General features: G+C 45.4%; 18 protein-coding genes. 13 read left to right on the top strand and 5 right to left on the bottom strand.

The window, feature by feature from the left end; all coding sequences use genetic code 11:
* Nucleotides 1-51: 51 nt before the first annotated feature.
* Together C1N53_RS11365 and C1N53_RS11360 are read right to left on the bottom strand one after the other, a co-directional pair.
* Complete coding sequence (locus C1N53_RS11365) at nucleotides 52-2292, bottom strand: TonB-dependent receptor domain-containing protein (RefSeq protein ID WP_137759422.1); 2241 nt, start codon at nucleotides 2290-2292, stop codon at nucleotides 52-54.
* Between the two features lie 86 nt (nucleotides 2293-2378).
* Nucleotides 2379-2783, bottom strand: a complete 405-nt coding sequence (locus tag C1N53_RS11360) for a hypothetical protein (RefSeq protein ID WP_240773198.1) — start codon at nucleotides 2781-2783, stop codon at nucleotides 2379-2381.
* A gap of 370 nt (nucleotides 2784-3153) precedes the next feature.
* On the opposite strand from C1N53_RS11360, the gene mraZ reads away from it, so the two are divergent.
* From mraZ to ftsZ, 13 genes are read left to right on the top strand one after another with little or no spacing between them, the layout of a single operon-like run.
* Nucleotides 3154-3621 carry a division/cell wall cluster transcriptional repressor MraZ gene (gene mraZ / locus C1N53_RS11355; RefSeq protein WP_137759420.1) on the top strand — a complete coding sequence of 156 codons (468 nt, stop codon included), beginning with the start codon at nucleotides 3154-3156 and terminating at the stop codon, nucleotides 3619-3621.
* Nucleotides 3621-4523 (top strand): 16S rRNA (cytosine(1402)-N(4))-methyltransferase RsmH, encoded by a 903-nt coding sequence (gene rsmH / locus C1N53_RS11350; protein WP_137759419.1) that lies wholly within the window; start codon nucleotides 3621-3623, stop codon nucleotides 4521-4523. The genes mraZ and rsmH overlap by 1 nt, the downstream gene beginning before the upstream one ends.
* A 52-nt stretch (nucleotides 4524-4575) precedes the next feature.
* Nucleotides 4576-5013, top strand: coding sequence for an FtsL-like putative cell division protein (locus tag C1N53_RS11345; protein ID WP_137759418.1), 438 nt, complete (start codon nucleotides 4576-4578; stop codon nucleotides 5011-5013).
* On the top strand, nucleotides 5003-7099 hold the full coding sequence (locus C1N53_RS11340) for a penicillin-binding protein (RefSeq protein WP_168194015.1): 2097 nt from the start codon (nucleotides 5003-5005) through the stop codon (nucleotides 7097-7099). Before C1N53_RS11345 ends, C1N53_RS11340 begins: the two co-directional genes overlap by 11 nt.
* Nucleotides 7099-8562 carry a UDP-N-acetylmuramoyl-L-alanyl-D-glutamate--2,6-diaminopimelate ligase gene (locus tag C1N53_RS11335; protein ID WP_137759417.1) on the top strand — a complete coding sequence of 488 codons (1464 nt, stop codon included), beginning with the start codon at nucleotides 7099-7101 and terminating at the stop codon, nucleotides 8560-8562. The genes C1N53_RS11340 and C1N53_RS11335 overlap by 1 nt, the downstream gene beginning before the upstream one ends.
* A 33-nt stretch (nucleotides 8563-8595) precedes the next feature.
* Entirely contained in the window at nucleotides 8596-9816 is a 1221-nt protein-coding gene (mraY, locus tag C1N53_RS11330; RefSeq protein WP_137759416.1) for a phospho-N-acetylmuramoyl-pentapeptide-transferase, read from the top strand.
* A 16-nt stretch (nucleotides 9817-9832) separates the two neighbouring features.
* Nucleotides 9833-11176: a UDP-N-acetylmuramoyl-L-alanine--D-glutamate ligase gene (gene murD / locus C1N53_RS11325; RefSeq protein ID WP_137759415.1), complete on the top strand. Its 1344-nt coding sequence runs from the start codon at nucleotides 9833-9835 to the stop codon at nucleotides 11174-11176.
* A 24-nt stretch (nucleotides 11177-11200) separates the two neighbouring features.
* Complete coding sequence (locus C1N53_RS11320) at nucleotides 11201-12370, top strand: FtsW/RodA/SpoVE family cell cycle protein (RefSeq protein WP_137759414.1); 1170 nt, start codon at nucleotides 11201-11203, stop codon at nucleotides 12368-12370.
* Entirely contained in the window at nucleotides 12363-13475 is a 1113-nt protein-coding gene (gene murG, locus C1N53_RS11315) for an undecaprenyldiphospho-muramoylpentapeptide beta-N-acetylglucosaminyltransferase (protein ID WP_137759413.1), read from the top strand. Before C1N53_RS11320 ends, murG begins: the two co-directional genes overlap by 8 nt.
* A complete protein-coding gene (murC, locus tag C1N53_RS11310) occupies nucleotides 13472-14881 on the top strand; it encodes a UDP-N-acetylmuramate--L-alanine ligase (RefSeq protein ID WP_137759412.1) in 1410 nt (469 codons plus the stop codon). The genes murG and murC overlap by 4 nt, the downstream gene beginning before the upstream one ends.
* 52 nt (nucleotides 14882-14933) lie before the next feature.
* Nucleotides 14934-15629 carry a hypothetical protein gene (locus tag C1N53_RS11305; protein ID WP_240773197.1) on the top strand — a complete coding sequence of 232 codons (696 nt, stop codon included), beginning with the start codon at nucleotides 14934-14936 and terminating at the stop codon, nucleotides 15627-15629.
* Nucleotides 15630-15641: 12 nt separating this feature from the next.
* Entirely contained in the window at nucleotides 15642-16958 is a 1317-nt protein-coding gene (ftsA, locus tag C1N53_RS11300) for a cell division protein FtsA (RefSeq protein ID WP_137759410.1), read from the top strand.
* 26 nt (nucleotides 16959-16984) lie between these two features.
* Entirely contained in the window at nucleotides 16985-18496 is a 1512-nt protein-coding gene (gene ftsZ, locus C1N53_RS11295) for a cell division protein FtsZ (RefSeq protein WP_137759409.1), read from the top strand.
* A gap of 75 nt (nucleotides 18497-18571) precedes the next feature.
* Here the strand turns inward: ftsZ and C1N53_RS11290 are convergent, their stop codons facing one another.
* The 3 genes from C1N53_RS11290 to C1N53_RS11280 all read right to left on the bottom strand — a co-directional run bounded on the left by C1N53_RS11290 (nucleotide 18572) and on the right by C1N53_RS11280 (nucleotide 22088).
* Entirely contained in the window at nucleotides 18572-19096 is a 525-nt protein-coding gene (locus C1N53_RS11290) for an NADPH-dependent FMN reductase (protein ID WP_137759408.1), read from the bottom strand.
* Nucleotides 19097-19260: 164 nt separating this feature from the next.
* Complete coding sequence (locus C1N53_RS11285) at nucleotides 19261-20013, bottom strand: succinate dehydrogenase/fumarate reductase iron-sulfur subunit (RefSeq protein WP_137761477.1); 753 nt, start codon at nucleotides 20011-20013, stop codon at nucleotides 19261-19263.
* A gap of 140 nt (nucleotides 20014-20153) precedes the next feature.
* Entirely contained in the window at nucleotides 20154-22088 is a 1935-nt protein-coding gene (locus C1N53_RS11280; protein WP_137759407.1) for a fumarate reductase/succinate dehydrogenase flavoprotein subunit, read from the bottom strand.
* Between the last annotated feature and the right edge of the window lie 11 nt (nucleotides 22089-22099).

Genomic DNA, 22099 nt, shown 5'->3' with positions numbered 1-22099 from the left:
GTTGAATAGTAAAGTCTTCTTTTGCAGGTAACCTCTGCCAATAGTGTGCCATTAATCTATTTTAAAGCGCATACCTGCATAAATGATGCGGCCCGTTATTGGCCCCCATACCATGCTGGCATCGAAAGCATGCCCAAACGGATCATCAGCTCCATAAATCGGGTTAGGCTGGCGGTAGTTGAGCAGGTTTTCTCCTCCTAAATATAGTTCCCAGTGTTTAAACGCACGTGAAACCTGGCCATTTAAGGTATAGAATCTGTCGGATGTGTTGCCTACGCCAGTATGGGGTTCTACACCACGTGGTGCCAATTGCATTTCACCAAAGTACTGTGTTGTCAGGTCGGCGCGCCATTTATCGAAAGGAGTTGCAAAGCCTAAATTAATAAAGAAGCGGTGTTGCGGGATCATAGGCCGTTGCACCAATAGACCATTGTAGGTTGTCTTCACATCAAAGTATTTATAGGCTGTCTTTACATCAAAGCCTTTGAGCAGCTCATACTGCAGCTCTGCCTGGAAGCTTTTAGCAAAAGACTTGCCATTCAGGTTGTAAAAGCTGATACTGTGGGCGCTGCTATACATATCGGCAATTACCTGGTTAGTGAAGGTGGTATAATAGTAGTCTGTTATAAATGCACCTGGCCTGCCTCCGAGTTCAAAATATTGTGTAAAGGAGCCGCCTGTGTTCCAGGCTTGCTCTGGCTGTAGCTGCTCTCTGAAGATAAAGCTCCTGGAACTAACCAAAGCAGCTGTATTTTCTGCAACAGGATTTGCAACCCGGAAGCCTTTGCCTGCTGAAAGTCTGAAGATAGTATTCGGGGTGAAATCATACTTCACATTAAGCCGGGGCGTAAAAATAGAACCGTATAAATTATGGAAGTCTACCCGGGCTCCGGCTACAACCGTTAAATTTTCACTGTTGTTAAAGATGTACTCTGCAAAAACTCCCGGCACGCTTTCGGTGCGTCCAAAAGAGGTGCTTGACAAAGTTTCGGAGTAATCGTCGTACAGATAGCTGGCTCCGATTTTATAGGTGTGGCCTGTATGCCCAATAACAGACTGGAAAATCAGGCGCAGATCAGCGTTATTCTGCTCTCCATTGTATATTCTTCGGCCATACAAAGAGTTAAACCGGTGGTGATTGAAGGCCGTAATTATACCAATGCTCTGGTAAGGTTTGCTGGGAAAAGTATACGACGTTTTATTAAAAGCTGATAAACGCTCTGTTTCTGACTCAGTGCCGTAATGTTGACCCGGACCAGCAGGCTCTCCTTTTTCGTAGTTCATCTGGCCCCCAAGCTTCGTTTCGCGGAGGGCATTTATACCAAATTCAGATACCCATTCGTCGCCGCTCATAAACTTCCACTTGTTAAAAACATTGTATTGGGTGCCTAGGGCCAGGTCCATAAAGCCATCATTGTTACGGTCTACGCGGTTGCCGAGATGGTCGGTGTGCAGCATCAGCACGGTACTCCATTTCGGGCTTACCTGTGCCGAAACGTTTACGTTCGCATCGAATTTAGCCAGGCTGTTCCCGTAGAGGTTTACGTACAGGCGCTCGCTCTTGTCCGGCTCCTTTAGTTTTACATTCACCTGTCCGGAAATCGACTCGTAGCCATTCAGTACCGAGCCCATTCCTTTAATAATATCAATAGACTCTATGTAGGTGCCTGACAGGTAGTTGAGGCGGTAAGGTGTGGCAAGTCCTCTTAAAGCAGGAATATTATCTGTTGTAAGGAGTGTATAAGAGCCATCGAGTCCGAGCATCTGGATCTGTTTGGCGCCGGAAACAGCATCGGTGGTAGATACTTCCACAGAGGCATTTGTTTCAAAACTTTCAGCCAGGTTGCAGCATGCTGACTTTTCCAGATCGCGTGACGTAATAACCTGCGAGTTGGTAGGAGTAAGGGCTGAGTAACGTGTCTGCTGGCCCTCTACAACAACTTCTTTTAAAGAACTGTTAGGTACCAGCGATACCACCAGTGGTGCATGATTACTGATTGTAGCTGCGTTTACCTGGATAGTATCGGACTTGTAGCCGATATAACTCACTATGATTTGAGATGTAAGAGAGTCGGCTGCTTGTAAGCTAAAGGTGCCCGAGGCATCCGTGGTAGTGCCCTTGGTGGTGCCTTTCCAGGCAACGCTGGCACCGATAAGCGATAGAGAAGTATTCGTCTGGTCTACTACTTTGCCATGCAATTCCTGTGCTGTGGCGGGTAGTAGAATGGTTGCCAGTAAAGCAATTGTTATAGCCAGGCTGGCCTTATAATGCGTTTTAATGGAGATAAACATACGTGCTGATTATTTAGAAACTACATAAGACATGCAAAACAGGAGCACAGGTAAAAATACCGGTGCAGATGAAGCAGGACAGTAGTCTATATAATCAGAATATGTATGAACTGTAGCAGCGTGCGCCCATACAAAGGAGGAGAACTATCTGCATAGGTTAAAACCCGTTGATCAGGTTTTGTTGCAACAGTCCTGAAAGTAGGAAAAGGTGATAATGGCTCCAGGAAGAAAACCGGTGCTTCCAGCTGGAAAGCCTTAAGCGTAGAAACAGGCTCCAGCTTCTCAAAGGATGTCTTAACCGCACAACAGTCGTCGGTTTTAGCGGCCTTAGCAGCAGGCTTTTCGCAGCAACCATCCATTTGCTCCTGGGCCGTAGCCTGCTTTAGGCCTGTCATCAGGCAAAGCTGTGCGCTTAGGGCAACGCCAACCGAACTCAGCAGGATGCAGAGCGTCAGAAACAGTGTTATGGTATGGCGAATGGTGGCTTTCACGTTGCAAATATACGAAAGGATTTCCACTTAGCTACCAAATTCCCCCACTTTGTCCCACTCTTTCCACTTTCCCCCACTTTTGTTGTGGAAGCGGGGGAAATGCATTAATAATTTAATAGCAAGTAATTAAAATGTTGATTTTCAATTGTTTATTGTTTTGTGTCTCGAATATTAACTATAAAATATATTTGATGCAAAAAAACTTATACCCAAAATGCAGGGCTAAGAATGTGGATAATGTGGATAAGTGGGGTGGATAACCATAATTTATCCACAAAGTGGTAAAAAGTGGTAAACTGTGGCGCAGGTATTTCGTTGAATTGCTACATTTGTATACTCCGAAGTATACTCGGACAAAACTGCTATATACATGAACTTCCTGTCTGGCGAATTTGAATGCAAGATCGATCCGAAGGGAAGGTTGGTTTTACCTGCAAAGATAAAAGCCAACCTGCCGGAGGCTTCTGGCAATCATGTGGTGCTGATGAGAGGGTTTGAGCCTTGCCTGGTGCTTTATCCGAAGGCAGAGTGGAAGGTGATTTATGATAAAGTAGCGGGTTTGAATGAGTTTAATGAAGAGTATCGTCACTTTCAGCGTAACTTCTTTCGGGGTAACACCGAGATTGAATTGGATGGAACAGGGCGATTTATTGTGCCGAAAACCATGGCCCGTTTTGCTGAACTGGAGAAGGAGGCAATTGTGGTTGGTTTAGGAAACAGGGTAGAGATCTGGAACCCGGACAAATACGAGGAGTTCCTGATCAAAGACCAGCAGAATTTCTCACAGCTTGCCCAGAAGTTTCTGGGAGATAAACCAACGGAGGGCCCTTTGATTTAATGGAATATCATCGCCCAGTCTTGTTAGAAGAATCGGTGGATGCCATGGAGATTAAACCAGAAGGTATCTATGTAGATGTAACTTTTGGTGGTGGAGGCCATTCGTCTCTCATAGCCAGCAGGCTTACAACCGGTAAGCTTTATTCTTTCGACCAGGATAGAGATGCCGAAGAGCAGTCGAAAAGGATAACAAACCCGGCTTTCACTTTTGTGCGGGCAAACTTCAGGGACCTGAAAAAGTACCTGCGCCTGTACCGGGTAAAAGAAGTGGATGCTATTCTGGCTGACCTGGGTGTTTCGTCGCATCAGTTTAATGTGGCTGGACGCGGGTTTTCTACTCGTTTCGACGGTCCGTTGGATATGCGCATGAACCCGGAAGCCGGTATAACGGCCAAAGAGGTGGTGGAGACTTATACCGAAGAGCAGTTGCACCGCATTTTCGGTATATATGGCGAAGTTAAAAACGCCAGAACGCTTGCCCGGCTGCTGGTTGAGAAGCGGGCGAGAAAAGCAATAGAGACAATCGGAGAATTTAAGCAGGCAATAAGTGCCTGTACTCCAAAAGGAAAAGAAAACAAATACCTGGCACAGGTTTTCCAGGCTTTGCGCATCGAAGTAAACGACGAGCTGAAGGCACTGGAGGAAATGCTGGAGCAGGCGGCAGAAGTGCTAAAACCAGGGGGCAGATTGGTGGTGATATCCTATCATTCTCTGGAGGATAGACTGGTGAAGAATTTTATAGCGAAGGGCAAATTTTTCGGAGAGGTAGAAAAAGACTTGTTTGGAAACGAAAAAAGGCCGCTTGATGCTGTAAACCGAAAACCGATTACACCAACTGATCAGGAGTTGCTGGAAAACAGTCGTTCCAGGAGTGCTAAACTTCGGGTGGCTGAGAAGAGATAGTGCATGGTGTAGGCAAGAAATAGTACTGGGAATAAAATTAACTTTAGAGATTATGGCTTCTAACCTTATGACAAAATCTGCAGACGCACCCAAAGCAAACGCGGCGCGTGTGAAGCAAAAGGAGCAAGCCCCTAAGCCTAAAATCAGAGTAAAAAAAGGAGCAGGCTTATTTCATTACGTAAATAAGTTTACAAACGTGGATTCTCTCTTTGAAGAAGGAGTGCCGTTAAAGTACCTGCCTTACATCCTTTTTCTTACATTTATTACGCTTTTCTATATTGGCAATACACATTATGCCGAAAAAACCATCCGCAGGATAGATAAGATCAAAGTAGAGACAGAAGACCTTCGTGCCGACTATACCACGCTGGCCTCTGAATATATGGAAGCCAGCAAGCAATCTGAGGTAGCCAGAAATGTAGTGCCTCTTGGTCTTGTAGAAAGTTCATCTCCACCTTATCAAGTAGAAGTCCCTGCAGATGAATATTAAGAAATCCATTATCATACGTGTAAGAATAGCTTTTTTAGCTATCTGCCTGTTTGCCTGCGCAATCGTGTATAAGATTGTGCACATTCAGTTTGTAGATGGTGCTAAATGGAAGGCTATTTCGCAGGAGCGTCGCATCCGGTATCAGCCGGTGCATGCCACACGTGGTAATATTTTTTCTGATAACGGTAGTATTCTGGCTACTTCTTTGCCGTTTTACAGAGTTGCTTTCGATCCTTCCATTGCTGAAACAACCACGTTTAACAGCGGAATTGATTCGCTGGCTTTGCTGCTGTCGCGCTTTTACGGTGATAAGCCGGAAAGTTATTACCGTCAGAAGATCAAGAATGCGCGCCATGCCGGAAGGCGCTACATCCGTTTGAACAGCCGGCAGATTAATTACCAGGACAAGAAGATGATGGCTAAGTGGCCTATTTTCAGGAATGGTAAGAACAAAGGCGGGGTAATTTTTGAGAAGGTGGAGAAGCGCTTTAAACCTTTCGGATTACTGGCTGAGCGTACTATTGGCTTCGTGAATGAAGATAAGAACGGTGCCGGGCTTGAATTCAGCTTTAACGGCGACCTGGCAGGTACTGACGGAGAAGCGCTGTTCGAAAGAATTCCGGGCGGTAATAAGCCGATTTATGATGGAACCGAAGTGCAGCCGCAGCATGGCTATGATATCGTTACTACCCTGGACATAAACCTGCAGGACGTAGCAGAAAATGCGCTGTATAAAGCGCTTGTAAATACAGATGCTGAATACGGAACTGTGATCATGATGGAAGTGAAGACAGGGGAAATCAAGGCAATGGCTAACCTGGGTAAAACCAAAGGCGGTTATATAGAAGACTATAACTATGCTGTTGGTAACCAGGGACGTACAGAACCTGGCTCCACTTTTAAACTGGCTTCTATGATGGCCCTGTTCGAGACCACCAATGTGCAGCTGACGGATACGATTGATACCGGCAACGGCGCCTGGCGGAACAAGGGCAGAACCATGACGGATTCAAAGATTGGGGGCTACGGCAAAATTACAGTACAGCAGGTATTCGAAAAGTCTTCTAACATTGGCGTAGCAAAGCTGATGGAGGAGCATTTTAGCAGCAGGCCACAGGTATTTGTAGATTACCTGAACAAATTCGGACTGGCAAGTACGCTTGGCTTTCAGATGGATGGCGAGGCACGGCCTTATATCAAGAATACAACAGATAAAGGTTGGTATGGCACCACCTTATCTTCTATGTCTATCGGCTACGAAATGAAGCTGTCGCCTTTGCAGACGCTGGCTTTTTATAATGCAGTGGCTAATAACGGGGTTAAAATACAGCCTATTATTGTAAAAGAAATTCGAAAAGCAGATAATGTTATCCAGACTTTCCAGACACGTGTGCTGAATGAAAAAATATGCTCTGACGCTACCCTGGAAAAATTGCGCGAGATGCTGGAAGGAGTAGTAGAGTATGGTACCGCCAAAAACATTAAAAACCCGGATTATAAAGTGGCAGGTAAAACCGGTACAGCACGGAAAGTAAAAGACGGCAGGTACGTGAAAACATATTCTACTTCCTTTGCCGGTTATTTTCCCGCAGATAACCCAAAATACAGCTGCATTGTGATCATCGATAGTCCGAAAGGTGTGAATGTATACGGTGGCGATGTGGCGGCTCCTGTTTTTAAAGAACTGGCCGATAAAATCTATGCCCGTGATTTGGCTATGCATAAGCCGATGCTGGCGCGTGTTGTGCCAAACAAAGACAGTTTGCCAGGTGTGAAAGCCGGTAGTTTCGACGATTTAAGTATTATCTGCAATAAGATCGGGATCAGCAACCATCCGAACAATAATGATGAGGATTGGGTGAAAGTGGAGCCCCAGATGCGCTCTTTTAAGTTTGAGGCCAACCCGGTACTTAAAGAGCAGGTGCCTGATGTAACCGGGCTGACCCTAAGAGACGCTTTATACATACTTGGCAATCAGCATCTGCAGGTAAAGGTAGAAGGAATGGGCAAGCGTGTGGTCAAGCAATCGCTTGTGCCTGGTACGCCCATTGATAAAAACGGAAAAATAACACTAGTAGTGAGTTAATGCAGGTTCTGCAAAACATATTAAAAGAAGTAAAGGTGCTGGAGCACCATGGTTCGCTTGAAGTAGCGCTGGAGGCGCTTACCTTCGATTCAAGGCAGGTAAGAGAGCGGGTGGCGTTTGTGGCAGTGCGTGGTGTGCAGGCCGACGGCCATGCTTTTATACAGCAGGCTGTGGAGGCCAAGGCAGCGGTTATCGTATGCGAAGCGCTTCCGGAAGAACGGAGCCCGTCTGTAACCTATGTGGTGGTGAAAGACTCGGCGGAGGCTTTGGGACTTATGGCTTCTGCTTTTTACGGGCACCCTTCGCGTAAGCTGAAACTGGTAGGTGTAACAGGTACGAATGGTAAAACTACTTCTGTAACACTGCTGCATAAGCTATTCAGGGAATTGGGGTATCATGTAGGGCTGTTGTCAACCGTCCAGAACCAGATAGATGAAGACGTAATTCCTGCCACCCATACCACACCCGATGCAGTTGCTTTAAATGCCTTGCTGGATAGTATGGTGAAGGCAGGCTGTGCCTATTGCTTTATGGAGGTAAGTTCGCATGCTATGGTGCAGAAACGTGTGGCAGGGCTGCAGTTTGCTGGCGGCATATTCACCAACATTACCCACGATCACCTTGATTATCATAAGACGTTCGACGAATACATCAGAGCAAAGAAGCTGTTCTTCGATGGCCTGCCTAAAGGTGCCTTTGCACTGGTAAACGCAGATGACAAGCGGGGTGCGGTTATGGTGCAGAACACCCGAGCCGCCATACATGAGTTCTCGCTCCGAAAGGCAACAGAGTTCAAAGCTCGCATCCTGGATAATACCATTGAGGGACTGCACCTGGAGGTGGACGGGCAGGAAATATGGTGTAAGCTGATAGGTACCTTTAATGCTTATAATCTGCTGGGCGTTTACGCTGCGGGAGTTTTGCTGGGCGAAGATCCGGTGGAAACGCTTACAGTGTTATCGAGCCTGAATACGGCAGCCGGGCGCTTCGATTACCTGGTTTCCGCTTCTAAAATCACAGGAATAGTAGATTACGCCCATACACCGGATGCACTGGAGAACGTGCTGAATACGATCCAGCAGATCCGAACACCGCTTCAGAAGGTTATCACGCTGGTTGGCTGTGGTGGTAACCGCGATGCAGCCAAAAGGCCTGTCATGGCCGATTTAGCTTGCCGCTTAAGTGATAAGGTAATCCTGACTTCTGATAACCCCAGGTTTGAAGAGCCACAGGCAATACTGGAAGAGATGCAGAAAGGGGTAAAGCCGCTGGACTATAAAAAAACGCTGGCTGTACTAGACAGAAAGGAGGCCATAAAAACAGCTTGTATGCTGGCTGAGCCTAATGATATTATCTTGGTTGCCGGCAAAGGGCATGAAACATACCAGGAAATCAAAGGTGTGAAATATCCTTTTGATGACAAGCAGGTGCTCTTTGAAACGTTTCAGCAGCTGGGGAAATAGATAACAACTTAAAAAAGATTAATAAAAGAATAAATGCTCTACCACCTTTTTACATACCTGGATCGGGAGTTCGATTTCTTTGGAGCTGGTGTATTTCGCTACATCTCTTTCAGAGCAAGTATGGCGGTGCTTGTTTCATTGCTTATAGCAATGCTTTTTGGCGGTAAACTTATAAAAATCTTACAGCGCAAGCAGGTAGGAGAATCCATTCGTGATCTTGGGCTGGATGGGCAGATGGCAAAAAAAGGTACTCCTACCATGGGAGGGCTCATTATTTTAATGGCTATTCTGGTTCCTACGCTGTTATTTGCACGCTTAGATAACATTTATATCCAACTGATGCTGGTATCTACCGTATGGTTAGGCTTAATCGGTTTTCTGGATGACTACATCAAAGTTTTCAAGAAAAACAAAGAAGGGTTAGCAGGACGCTTCAAAATTCTGGGGCAGATAGGCCTGGGGCTGATCGTTGGCTTTACCTTATACTTCAGCGATGATGTAACAGTAAGGCAATACATTTTTTCGGACGGCACGACTTCAGCTGTAAACGCTTCGAGCAAATTCGTGGATGTAAAGTCGATGATTACAACCATTCCGTTTCGGAAAAACAATGAGTTAGATTACTGCAATCTGTTCTCATTTGCCGGAGCCGCTTTCCAGGACTGGTCCTGTTACCTGTATATTCCGTTTGTGATACTGGTAATCACAGCTGTTTCGAACGGGGCAAACCTGACAGATGGTATTGATGGACTGGCGGCAGGAACTTCTGCTATTATCGGTACAACACTGGCCATTTTTGCCTGGGTATCGGGTAATACTTTTTTTGCCGACTACCTGAACATTATGTTCATACCGAATTCCGGTGAGTTGGCTATTTTCTGTCTGGCCTTTGTGGGAGCCTGTGTAGGGTTTCTGTGGTATAATTCGTATCCGGCACAGGTGTTTATGGGAGATACAGGCAGTCTGGCCATCGGTGGTATCATAGCAGTGCTGGCCCTGATTATCAGAAAAGAGCTTTTAATACCTATCCTGTGCGGCATCTTTTTGGTGGAAAGCCTATCGGTGATGCTGCAGGTAAGTTATTTTAAGTATACGAAAAAGAAATACGGTGAAGGACGCAGGATCTTTAAAATGTCTCCTTTGCACCATCACTATCAGAAGCAAGGTTACCATGAATCCAAAATTGTTTCCAGGTTCTGGACAGTTGGAATCATGCTGGCGGTATTATCACTGGTAACTCTGAAGCTGCGATAGGTAAAACGAAACAAAAATGAAGATAGCCATACTAGGTGCAGGAGAGAGTGGAGTGGGAGCTGCTTTGTTAGCAAAAGCAAAGGGGCTCGAAGTCTTTGTATCCGATATGGGGCAGATAAAGGAGCCATATAAAATTAAGCTTCAGAATGCCGGTATCCCTTTCGAAGAAGGTACCCATTCAAAGGACAGGATACTTGCTGCCGATCAAATTATCAAGAGTCCTGGAATTCCTGAAAAGGCAACTATTGTACAGGAAGCCATCGAAAAAGGAATTGCTATTATTTCAGAAATAGAATTTGCAGGCAGGTATACCGATGCCAGGTTTATATGCATAACAGGCACGAATGGCAAGACCACCACCACCTTGCTTACTTACCACCTGTTACAGTGTGCCGGCTTAAATGTGGGCTTGGCAGGAAATATAGGAGAGAGCCTGGCGGAAAAGGTAATTGAAAATAAGCACGACTACTACGTGGTGGAACTGAGCAGCTTTCAGTTAGACAACATGTACCAGTTTAAGGCGCATGTCGGGGTGCTTTTAAACATAACGCCCGATCACCTGGACAGGTATGGTTATAGTATGGAAAAGTATGCTGCCTCCAAACTGCGCATTGCCCAGAACATGAGTGGCTCTGACTTTTTCATTTATAATGCCGACGATCAGCATATTGCCAGCGCTTTTAATCATGAGGCTTTTGGAGGTACTGCCGTGCCATTTTCGCTGGAAGGAGCAGAAAAAGCAAAGGTGGTTTACGAAGGAGATCAGGTGAAAGTAAATGTGCAGTTCTTCGAAGGAACAGTTGATACTGCTAAGTCTCCTTTAATTGGGAAACACAACCAGTATAATACCATGGCTGCTATAACTGTGGCTAAACTGCTGGACGTTTCTGACGAGGCGATTGCCGGTGCGCTGGAAACATTCCGGAATGCAGACCACCGGCTGCAACACGTAGGCGAGGCAAAAGGAGTTACCTATATCAATGATTCAAAAGCGACCAATGTAGAGGCTGTGTGGTATGCACTGGATGGCATAAAGCAGCCAATTATATGGATTGCCGGTGGTGTAGATAAAGGAAATGATTATAGTGTGCTGGAGGAGCTTGCACGTGAAAAGGTGAAAGTATTGATTTGTTTAGGTACAGACAATGCCAAACTGCAGGAGGCTTTTAAGCGTGTGGTGCCGATTGTGGCCGAAACTACTTCAATTGATTATGCCGTGCGCCTGAGCCGCTCGCTGGCAGAAGAGGGAGATGTTGTGCTATTGTCTCCTGCATGTGCCAGCTTTGATTTATTTAACAATTACGAACACCGGGGACAGCGTTTTAAAGAAGCTGTAGAGAAAATAGTTTTGAAAAAATAACTTTTAAACTTTTAGCCAAAGTTTATGATTAAGGAATGGTTGCAGAAGAACCTGAAGGGGGATGCCGTATTATGGGGCATCGTGATGGCTTTTTCATTAATTAGTGTTGCTGTAGTTTATTCGGCAACAGGTACCCTCGCTTACAAAAAAATGGAGGGCAATACAGAGTACTTTCTGATTAAGCATTCTTCTCTTATCCTGGTAGGTTTAGCTTTTATGTGGATGGCCCACAAAATTGACTATCGCTATTACTCCAGGCTTTCTTTGGTGGCGCTCATTATTTCGGCACCCCTGCTGATTGTAACGTATTTCTACGGATCTAACATTAACGAAGCTTCCCGCTGGATCACCATTCCTGTTATAAATCAGACCTTTCAGCCATCCGACTTAGCTAAGCTGGCACTGATCTCTTACCTGGCGAGTATGCTCTCCAAGCGGCAGGAAATACTGGATGATGTAAGAAGAACGCTCGTTCCGATCTTTATCTGGACCATAGCCATCTGTGGGCTTATTGCCATGACCAATACTTCTACAGCTGCTCTGCTGTTCCTGACCTGCATGCTGCTGATGTTTATCGGAAGAATCCGCATTAAATACCTGGCAATTGTAGTCGTAGCCGGACTTGCTTTCGGAACAGTCTTTCTGGCAGTGGGGCAGCGTATGCAGACGGCCATCAGTCGCTTCGAAGACTTTATGGATCCGAATGAGACGGCCTTCCAGCTAGAGCAATCTTATATAGCTATTGCTACAGGCGGCGTAGTGGGCAAAGGACCGGGCAACAGCGACCAGCGCGATATTCTGCCGCACCCATACTCTGATTTTATCTTTGCAATCATCCTGGAAGAATATGGTTTGGGAGGGGGCCTGTTTGTGGTGTTCCTGTACCTGGCGCTGCTCTACCGGGGCATGGTAACGGTAATGAACAGTAAGGGAGCCTTCGGAGGTTTGTTATCGGCGGGGCTGAGTTTTAGCCTTGTTATTCAATCGATGATCAATATGGGAGTAGCCGTAGGATTGGGACCGATTACAGGTTTACCACTGCCGCTGCTCAGTATGGGCGGAACTTCCCTGATTTTTACAGGTATTTCGCTGGGTATTATTCTAAGCGTTAGCCGAAGCGACCGCGATCAGGAACTGGCTGCTGTTGGTGTGCGTCCGGCAGGTGAACCTTTAAACAGAACAGTGAATGCCTGAGACCCGGAAACCATATCGTGTAATCATCAGTGGCGGAGGCACAGGCGGGCATATTTACCCGGCTGTGGCCATTGCGAACCAGTTGAAGCTGGTTAACCCGAAGGCTGAGGTGCTTTTTGTGGGGGCCAAAGGGCGCATGGAAATGACGCGCGTGCCGGAAGCAGGATATAAAATCATTGGTTTATGGATAAGTGGTTTACAGCGTCGATTAACGCTCGATAACTTGTCTTTTCCTTTAAAGGTGATTTCGAGCATACGTGCGTCGCACAAAATTATTAAAGAATTTAGGCCGGATGCTGTTATAGGGGTAGGAGGCTACGCCAGCGGACCACTGTTATATGCCGCTACTGCCCGTAAAATTCCGGCCCTTATACAGGAGCAAAATTCTTATGCCGGCATAACCAATAAACTTTTAGCAAAAAGGGTTAATAAGGTGTGTGTGGCTTATGAGAACATGAGCCAGTTCTTTCCGGCCGAGAAGCTGGTGGTAACCGGCAATCCGGTAAGGCAGGATATCATAGAAGTAGAGGAGAAGAAAAACGAAGCCTTACTTCATTTTGGATTAGCCTCAGCAAAAAAAACAATTCTGGTAATCGGAGGAAGTCTGGGAGCCAGAACAATAAACAGAAGCCTGGCAGCCGGACTGGGGCAAATAGTGCAGGCTGGTTACCAGCTTATCTGGCAAACGGGAAAGTTGTTTTACCCGGAGGCGCAGGCACTGGAAAAGGATTTTGTGGGCGAGGGAGTAAAGGTGTTTGATTTTATCAAGCGCATGGATTTAGCTTATGCGGCTGCGGATATCGTGATTTCAAGAGCAGGAGCGCTATCGATCTCAGAATTATGCCTGGCCGGAAAACCCGCTATACTGGTGCCTTCACCTAATGTGGCCGAAGATCATCAGACAAAAAATGCCATGGCGCTGGTAGAGCAACAGGCTGCCGTGCTAGTGAGAGACCAAGAAGCACAGGACAGGCTGGTGCTAACCGCTTTACAACTTGCCGGAAACGAGCAGGAGCAAAAGCGATTAAAAAAGGAGATTCTTAAACTGGGCAGGCCAAACGCTGCTGCAGATATTGTAAACGAATTAATAAAACTGATAAAGTGAGACTGGAAGATTATAAGTATATCTACTTTTTAGGCATAGGCGGTATCGGCATGAGTGCGATTGCACGCTGGTTCCATGCCAAAGGCTTTCCAGTTTGGGGCTACGATAAAACGAGTACCCCACTCACAAAAGCCCTGGAGCAAGAGGGAATTGTGGTGCACTACGAGGATAATCTGGTGCATTTGCCGGCAGAGGTACTTGAGAACAAACAAGAAACACTTGTTGTGCTAACGCCTGCCATTCCGGCTGAGCACCAGGAGTGGGCATACCTGAAAGAGAACGGGTATACCATCAGGAAAAGATCTGAAGTTTTAGGAATTATCACAGCATCTGCTTTTACGGTGGCAGTGGCCGGCACGCATGGTAAAACCACTACTTCTTCTATTGTCGCGCACCTGTTGCACCAGGCCGGTATAAGTTGCTCTGCCTTTTTAGGAGGCATCAGTGTTAACCTGAACTCTAACCTCCTGATCGGCACTGCAGCCGGCGAAAGAGAGACTATTGTGGTAGAGGCAGATGAATATGACCGTTCATTTCTGACACTACACCCTGATATTGCCATTGTTACCTCAGCTGATCCGGATCACCTGGATATCTATGGCGATAAAGAAGAGTTAATCAGAACTTTTCAAAAGTTCATAAGCCAGATTAAGCCAGGTGGCTGCCTCATACTGAATGAAAATACTGATTCCAGGTTAACGGATCAAATTCAGGAGGGGGTACAGGTAATCCGGTATAGCTTAGAAGCTGGCGATGGCGTAGTGCAAGGGCTTCATATTGAGGGGCGTTGGTTTAATTTCGATGTTCAGACGCCTTTCGGTAACATAGCTTCGCTGAAGCTGGGACTGCCTGGTTTTCATAATGTTGAGAATACTTTGGCTGCTGTTATGGTGGCGCAGGCCATGAGAGTTCCGGCAACTGCCATTCAGGAAGGAGTGGTAACCTTTAAAGGAGTAAGGCGCAGGTTTGATTTTGTGTTTGAAGGCAACGGCAAAGTATATGTCGACGACTATGCGCACCACCCCAAAGAGATTGATGCTTTCATGTCATCTTTAAGGGCATTGTACCCGGATAAAAAGCTGAAAGTAATCTTCCAGCCACACCTTTATACACGCACCCGCGACTTTGCAGATGAGTTTGCGGAGAGCCTGAGTAAAGCCGATGAACTGGTGCTGCTGGACATATACCCAGCACGGGAAAAGCCAATTACTGGTGTAACATCAGAAATCATTTTAAACAAGGTTACAAGCCCTGTCAAAACCCTGTTGTCGAAAGAGGAATTACTGGGAAATTTGGGCAAAAACCGAGAGTTTGACGTTTTAGCTACTGTTGGGGCCGGTGATATCGATACACTTATCGAGCCAATTAGAAATTTTTTAGAAAAAGATGCTTATGGGCTTGAATAGGAAAATAAAATCTCTAATTTTTGCAGGTTGTAGCATAATTACAATTGGTGCTTTGGCAGGTTTTGCAAATTCTAGGCAAAATGAAAAAATCTGTAAAAAAGTATATGTAAATATTGATAATGAATACAAGAATTACTTTATTGGAGATAAGGAGGTAAGAGACTTGCTAACCCGGGAGGGGGAGCGCAAACTGGAGGGACTGCCAAACAGCAACATTGAGCTTAAGAATCTTGAGAAGAGGCTGGAGGCACACAAATTTGTAAAAGCTGCTGAAGTGTACAAAGGACTGGACGGAAATGTACATGTTATAGTAAAACAGAACAGACCTATTGCACGCATTTTACGCTCTGACCAGGATGTATATATCGACGAAGAAGGAACGGTACTTCCTTTATCAGACACCTATACTGCACGTGTTATCCCTATTACTAAGTCAGCTTATTCTAAAGCTTTGGATAAAGGATTTTTTCAGGACTCTACGGGACAGGCTTATCTATCTCTGTTAAAATTCATAGAGAAGGATCAGTTCTGGAAGGCTCAGCTCGCGCATATGCATATAGACGGCAAAGGAAAAGTGTCGTTTTTGCCCCAGGTGGGAGAACATACTATTGAGTTCGGAAAGCCGGACGAAGTAGAGACTAAATTTAAGAAACTATTGGTCTTTTATAAAGAAGTGCTGCCCGTAATGGGCTGGGACAGATATAAAAGAGTTAATGTGGAATTTGAAGATCAGATTATTTGTGAATAACTTATACAGCATATGCAGAACGACAAAATAGTAGTAGGCTTGGACATCGGCACCACAAAAGTTTGCGCACTTGTTGGTCGGAGAAATGAATATGGCAAGCTTGAGATTTTAGGCATGGGCAAAGCTACTTCGGAAGGAGTAGTACGCGGTATTGTCAGCAATATCGATAAAACTGTTGATGCTATAAAGAAAGCAATTCGCCAGGCCGAAGAACAGTCGGAGATTAACATTGGTGTTGTAAATGTTGGTATTGCGGGGCAGCATATTAAAAGTCTGCAACATAATGGAAGTATTACACGGCAGGTAACAGACAATGAGATTACCGTAGACGATGTGAATCGTCTGACGAACGACATGTACCGATTGGTTACTCCTCCGGGCAGTGAAATTATTCATGTAATGCCGCAGGAGTATAAAGTAGATTACGAAGAAGGCATTGTTGATCCGGTTGGTATGACGGGAGTTCGTTTAGAAGGTAACTTCCATATCATAACAGCCCAGTCTAATGCCATCAACAACATAAACAAGTGCATTCACAGAGCAGGTCTGGAGATCGATAACCTGATTCTGGAGCCGCTGGCATCTTGTATGTCGGTTCTCAGTGAAGAGGAAAAAGAAGCAGGTGTTGCGTTAGTGGATATAGGTGGTGGCACAACTGATCTGGCCATTTTTAAAGACAATATTATTCGCCATACAGCAGTTTTACCATTCGGAGGCAACATTATTACTTCCGATATAAAGCAAGGCTGCATGGTGATGCAGAACCAGGCAGAACAGCTGAAAGTTAAATTTGGTAAAGCTATTGCTGATGAAGCCTCTGAGAATGAAATAGTTTCTATTCCTGGCTTACGTGACCGTACACCGAAAGAAATTTCTTTGAAAAACCTTGCATATATAATAGAAGCAAGAATGGAAGAAATTGTTGAACTCGTTTACGCGGAGATTGTTAGGTCTGGATATGCTAATAACTTAGCAGCTGGTATTGTAGTAACGGGAGGGGGTGCACAGTTGCAGAACCTGGTACAGTTAATAGAATATATCACAGGTATGGATACCCGCATCGGATATCCGAACGAACACTTAGGTAAGTCTAAGATTGATGCCGTAAAAAGCCCGATGTATGCTACAAGCGTAGGTCTGGTGCTGGCCGGTTACCAATCGATAGACCAGAGAACAAAAACCTTTGCTGATGTGGAACCACATAAAGAAGTGGCCAAACCAGTTCAGAAAGCACCTAAAAGTGCTCCTAAGGAAGGTGGAAGCGGCCTCTTCCAGATGATCAAGGGCTTTTTGTCAGATGATATTGACAACAACAAACAAAGTTATTAACCCATTTAGAGCAGGAGAATTTTAGCATGACTTCAATGTATAGTTTCGATTTGCCATCCAGCAGTAAGTCTATCATAAAGGTAATTGGTGTTGGGGGAGGCGGAAGTAATGCCGTAAACCACATGTATAACCAGGGCATCAAGGATGTGGAGTTTATTATCTGCAATACCGATGCACAGGCACTACAAAGTAGCGCTGTTCCCAATAAGCTTGCCATAGGCCAAAACCTGACAGAAGGACTTGGTGCAGGTGCTAATCCTGAAAAAGGAAAGCAGGCTGCTTTGGAGAGCAAAGAGGAAATACGTGAAATGCTTAGCCATGACACTAAAATGGTGTTTATAACGGCTGGTATGGGTGGTGGTACCGGTACAGGTGCTGCACCGGTTATTGCTAAAGTAGCGAAAGAGCTGGGAATATTAACGGTTGGTATTGTAACAGCACCCTTTGTTTTCGAAGGTAAGAAAAAGAAAACGGCTGCTGAGAACGGTGTAAAAGAACTGAGCGAAAACTGCGATACAATTCTGGTTATCCTGAATGACAAGCTACGCGAAATGTTCGGCAACCTGACCATTCGCGAGGCTTTTGCGAAAGCAGATAATGTGCTTACCACAGCAGCAAAATCTATTGCTGAAATCATAACAGTTACAGCTGAAGTTAACGTTGACTTTGAAGACGTTAAAACGGTTATGAAAGATTCTGGAGCTGCAGTAATGGGTTCTGCAACTACAGAGGGTGAAGGCCGTGCACTTCGTGCTGCTGAAGAAGCTTTGTCTTCTCCGTTGTTGAATAATACTGATATTCATGGCGCTCAGAAAATTCTTCTTTCTATTATGTCTGGCGAGCAGGCTGAACTTGAGATGGATGAACTGACGGAGATCACTGAATATATTCAGGATAAAGCGGGCCAGGAAGCAGAAGTAATCTTCGGGCACGGTATCGATTCTTCTTTAGGACAAAGCATTCGTGTAACGGTTATTGCAACTGGTTTTGCCAGCACGGCAGAAGCTATCATTGAGCCAAAAAAAACAGTTTTTGATTTAGACAGCCAGAAGCCAATTGCAGTAGCTGAACCAGCAAGACCAGAAATGGCCGAGGTGCCAGCGTTTGCTGCTCCTAAGCCTGTAGTTGCTCCGGTTGCAACGCCACAGCCTCCGGTTACGCCTCCTCAACAATATGAGACGCGTAAACCTGTAGAGCAGCAGCAACCTACCCGCATCGTTTTTGAACTGGACGGAGACGAGCAGCAGGTAACACCTAATGCCGCTAGCCGACATGATGAAATGGCGCGTGAGCGTGTAGATGAGCGTGAATTGATGCGTCGCAGGGCAGAGGAAAGAAGAGAACGTTTAAGAATGCTGAGTTCTGAAATCACTTCTGAGGCTATTAAAGAGAAATTAGATGTGCCAGCTTACCTGCGCAGAAATGTTTCTTTAGAGAAAGTAGGTCATTCTTCTGAACATCGTATTTCTCGTTTCAACCTGAACGATGATAACGAGATATTAGGAGATAACCGCTTTTTACATGATAATGTAGACTAATAGTTTCGCTATACCAAAAAGACAAAAGGCCTGCTGTATCACAGCAGGCCTTTTGTCTTTTTTTTGTATAGCTATTCAGAAGTTAAGAAATGCCTCTACCTGCTCTTCCATTAATTGCCGGTAAAATTCATTTGTTACTTCTTTCCCATTAAAGTTTTTACTGATATGGGCAAACTTCATTTTCTGAGCCAGCACGTGCATGCCCAGGTAGTTAAAGATGTCTGTTAAGTGGCTTAAAGCCAGCAAACCTCCCTGCATTCCGGAGGATAAGCCAACCAAGGCAGCTTTTTTCCCCTTAAACGTGAAGGGGTAGGCTAAGCCATCAATAAAGGACTTAAGTACTCCCGGAAACGATCCATTATACTCAGGAACTATAAAAATAAACTTATCGGCATTCGAAATGAAGGCACTCAGTTTGTTGAACTCCTCATTTTTGCCAGTATAGCTATACAGAGCGTTGTTGGTAAAGTCAGCTGGCAGATCCACGAGGTCCAGGATCTGATAAGGTTGCTGGCGTGCTTCCAGCATAGAAGCATATAAACTGACAATAGCTCTTGTGTTGGAGTCAGGGCGATTAGTGCCGGATATAAGTGTTATCATTTTGCTGTTCTACTTACCCCAGTAAACAGTTATGAGGTTTATGTGTTTAATTTCGCTCTCCTGCAAGTATACAAATATGTTGGGTATACTTCTAATGATAGAAATGAAAAGGGCGAGAACTAAACAGCCTCGCCCTTTTCTGAGATGATCATAGTTACGCGATACTACACGTTTTCTGACGTAGCTTTGGCAGCTATAAATTCTCTTCTAAGCATGTTGATGTTCTCTAGCGAGATGCCTACAGGACACTCTGCAGCACAGGCACCTGTGTTTGTACAAGCACCGAACCCTTCAGCATCCATCTGAGCTACCATGTTTTCTACGCGTGTCTTGCGCTCCACTTTCCCCTGAGGAAGCATTGATAGCTGAGATACCTTGGCACTTACAAACAGCATGGCAGATGCGTTTTTACAGGCTGCCACACAGGCTCCACACTGAATACAGGTAGCTGCATCAAATGCCTTGTCTGCTATAGACTTTGGAATCGGAATTGCGTTTGCATCTGGTACACCACCTGTATTGACAGAAATGTAACCACCTGCCTGCTGAATACGATCCAGAGCAGAACGGTCTACAACCAGGTCTTTGTGCACAGGAAAGGCAGCTGCTCTCCATGGTTCAATGGTAATGGTGTCTCCGTCTTTAAAGTGACGCATGTGCAGCTGGCAGGTGGTTGTTCCTCTTTCCGGACCGTGCGCACGGCCGTTGATAAACAAGCTACACATACCGCAGATACCTTCGCGGCAATCGTGGTCAAAAGCGATTGGCTCCTGGCCTTGAACAAGCAGGTCTTCGTTTAGTACATCAAGCATTTCCAGAAAAGACATATCAGGTGATACACCTTTTACAGGATAAGTTACTAACTGACCAGCAGAATTTCTATCTTTTTGGCGCCAAACCTTAAGCGTTAAGTCCATCGGTTTTGCATTTGGATTACTTCCAGCCATTTCTTTTTCTAATTATGAATTACGAATTAGGAATTAGGAATTAAGTAAACGGAATAAGCTGAATTGCTTTTGGGCCATTTATAATTCATAATTTTTAATTTCTAATTTTCTTATTTATAACTACGCTGCGTTAATTTCACGTTCTCGAACTTCAGCTCTTCTTTGTGAAGTACCGGATCGTTTCCAACGCCAGTGAATTCCCAGGCAGCTACGTATGCAAAGTTCTCATCGTCACGAAGAGCTTCGTTTTCCGGTGTCTGGTATTCTTCACGGAAGTGACCGCCGCACGACTCATTTCTGTGAAGTGCATCATCGATCATCAGTTCGCCCAGCTCCAGGAAGTCAGCCACACGGTGTGCTTTCTCCAGTGTCTGGTTAAATTCTTCATTCACACCAGTTACTTTCACATCATGCCAGAATTCATCGCGTAATTTACGGATTTCCTGTTTCGCAAACTGAAGGCCTTCCGCATTACGGGCCATACCGCAGTAGTCCCACATGATGTGGCCAAGTTGTTTGTGGAAGTAATCTACAGTTTTAGAACCCTTAATAGAAAGAAGCTTATTGGTCATAGATACCACATTTTGCTCAGCTTCTCTGAAGGCAGGATGATCCGTACCTATTTTATCGTATGGCATTTTTGCCAGATAGTCACCGATTGTATAAGGTATAACGAAATAGCCGTCGGCCAGACCTTGCATCAGGGCAGAAGCACCTAAGCGGTTAGCACCGTGATCAGAGAAGTTACACTCACCTGTTGCGTATAAACCTGGCAGATTGGTCATCAGGTTATAGTCTACCCAAAGGCCACCCATGGTATAGTGAACAGCCGGATAAATACGCATTGGCAATTCATACGGGTTTTCATCGGTAATCTTTGCGTACATATCGAAAAGGTTACCATACTTCGCAGCAATTGCAGCTAAACCATCGCGTTTAATGGCATCGGCAAAATCAAGATAAACAGCAAGGCCAGATGCACCTACGCCACGACCTTCGTCGCATACCAGTTTGGCATTTCGTGATGCCACGTCACGTGGTACCAGGTTACCGAAAGCCGGGTACTTACGCTCCAGGTAGTAATCTCTGTCAGCTTCAGCTATATCAGCTACTTTAATTTCTCCTTTGCGCAGTCTCTGAGCTATTTCTACTGTTTTAGGCACCCAAACGCGTCCGTCGTTACGGAGCGACTCAGACATCAGCGTAAGCTTAGACTGATGCGTACCTGTTACCGGAATACAGGTTGGGTGAATCTGAGTATAGCAAGGGTTAGCAAACAGCGCCCCTTTCTTATAAGCTCTCCAGGCTGCTGTTGCATTAGAGCCCATGGCGTTTGTAGAAAGGAAGAATACGTTGCCATAGCCACCTGTAGCCAACACAACAGCATGGGCGCTGTGAGATTCTACTTTACCTGTAACCAGGTTTCGGGTAACAATACCACGAGCTTTGCCATCTACCATTACCAGGTCCAGCATTTCTGTGCGTGGGTAAAGTTTAACTTTACCATAAGCAATCTGGCGGTTAAGGGCAGAGTAGGCACCTAACAACAGCTGCTGACCAGTTTGGCCGCGGGCATAGAATGTACGCGATACCTGAGCACCACCGAAAGAACGGTTAGCCAGCAGGCCGCCGTAGTCACGTGCAAAAGGTACACCTTGCGCCACGCACTGGTCGATGATGTTAACAGATACCTGTGCCAGGCGGTAAACGTTAGCCTCACGTGCACGGTAGTCACCACCTTTAATGGTATCATAGAAAAGACGGAACACAGAGTCACCGTCGTTCTGGTAATTTTTTGCTGCGTTTATACCACCTTGTGCTGCGATGGAGTGTGCACGGCGAGGGGAGTCTTGGAAGCAGAAAGCTTTTACATTGTAACCTAGTTCTCCGAAAGTAGCAGCTGCAGAAGCACCGGCAAGGCCAGTACCCACTACAATAATATCATATTTACGTTTGTTAGCCGGGTTAACCAGCTTTACTCCAAATTTATGCTTATCCCATTTTTCGGCTAAAGGGCCTTCCGGGATGTTTGAATCTAAAATCATAGCAACTATAG

The organism is Pontibacter sp. SGAir0037 (assembly GCF_005491705.1).
In the GTDB taxonomy this organism is placed as follows: domain Bacteria; phylum Bacteroidota; class Bacteroidia; order Cytophagales; family Hymenobacteraceae; genus Pontibacter.
The sequence above is the reverse complement of the archived record's forward strand: the minus strand, read 5'-3'. Positions and strand labels throughout refer to the sequence as shown.

Coding starts and splice junctions, on each gene's coding strand:
- C1N53_RS11365 (WP_137759422.1), bottom strand. CDS start 2,292: ATGTTTATCTCCATTAAAACGCATTATAAGGCCAGCCTGGCTATAACA.
- mraZ (WP_137759420.1), top strand. CDS start 3,154: ATGAACTTCCTGTCTGGCGAATTTGAATGCAAGATCGATCCGAAGGGA.
- rsmH (WP_137759419.1), top strand. CDS start 3,621: ATGGAATATCATCGCCCAGTCTTGTTAGAAGAATCGGTGGATGCCATG.
- C1N53_RS11345 (WP_137759418.1), top strand. CDS start 4,576: ATGGCTTCTAACCTTATGACAAAATCTGCAGACGCACCCAAAGCAAAC.
- C1N53_RS11340 (WP_168194015.1), top strand. CDS start 5,003: ATGAATATTAAGAAATCCATTATCATACGTGTAAGAATAGCTTTTTTA.
- C1N53_RS11335 (WP_137759417.1), top strand. CDS start 7,099: ATGCAGGTTCTGCAAAACATATTAAAAGAAGTAAAGGTGCTGGAGCAC.
- mraY (WP_137759416.1), top strand. CDS start 8,596: ATGCTCTACCACCTTTTTACATACCTGGATCGGGAGTTCGATTTCTTT.
- murD (WP_137759415.1), top strand. CDS start 9,833: ATGAAGATAGCCATACTAGGTGCAGGAGAGAGTGGAGTGGGAGCTGCT.
- C1N53_RS11320 (WP_137759414.1), top strand. CDS start 11,201: ATGATTAAGGAATGGTTGCAGAAGAACCTGAAGGGGGATGCCGTATTA.
- murG (WP_137759413.1), top strand. CDS start 12,363: ATGCCTGAGACCCGGAAACCATATCGTGTAATCATCAGTGGCGGAGGC.
- ftsA (WP_137759410.1), top strand. CDS start 15,642: ATGCAGAACGACAAAATAGTAGTAGGCTTGGACATCGGCACCACAAAA.
- ftsZ (WP_137759409.1), top strand. CDS start 16,985: ATGACTTCAATGTATAGTTTCGATTTGCCATCCAGCAGTAAGTCTATC.
- C1N53_RS11290 (WP_137759408.1), bottom strand. CDS start 19,096: ATGATAACACTTATATCCGGCACTAATCGCCCTGACTCCAACACAAGA.
- C1N53_RS11285 (WP_137761477.1), bottom strand. CDS start 20,013: ATGGACTTAACGCTTAAGGTTTGGCGCCAAAAAGATAGAAATTCTGCT.
- C1N53_RS11280 (WP_137759407.1), bottom strand. CDS start 22,088: ATGATTTTAGATTCAAACATCCCGGAAGGCCCTTTAGCCGAAAAATGG.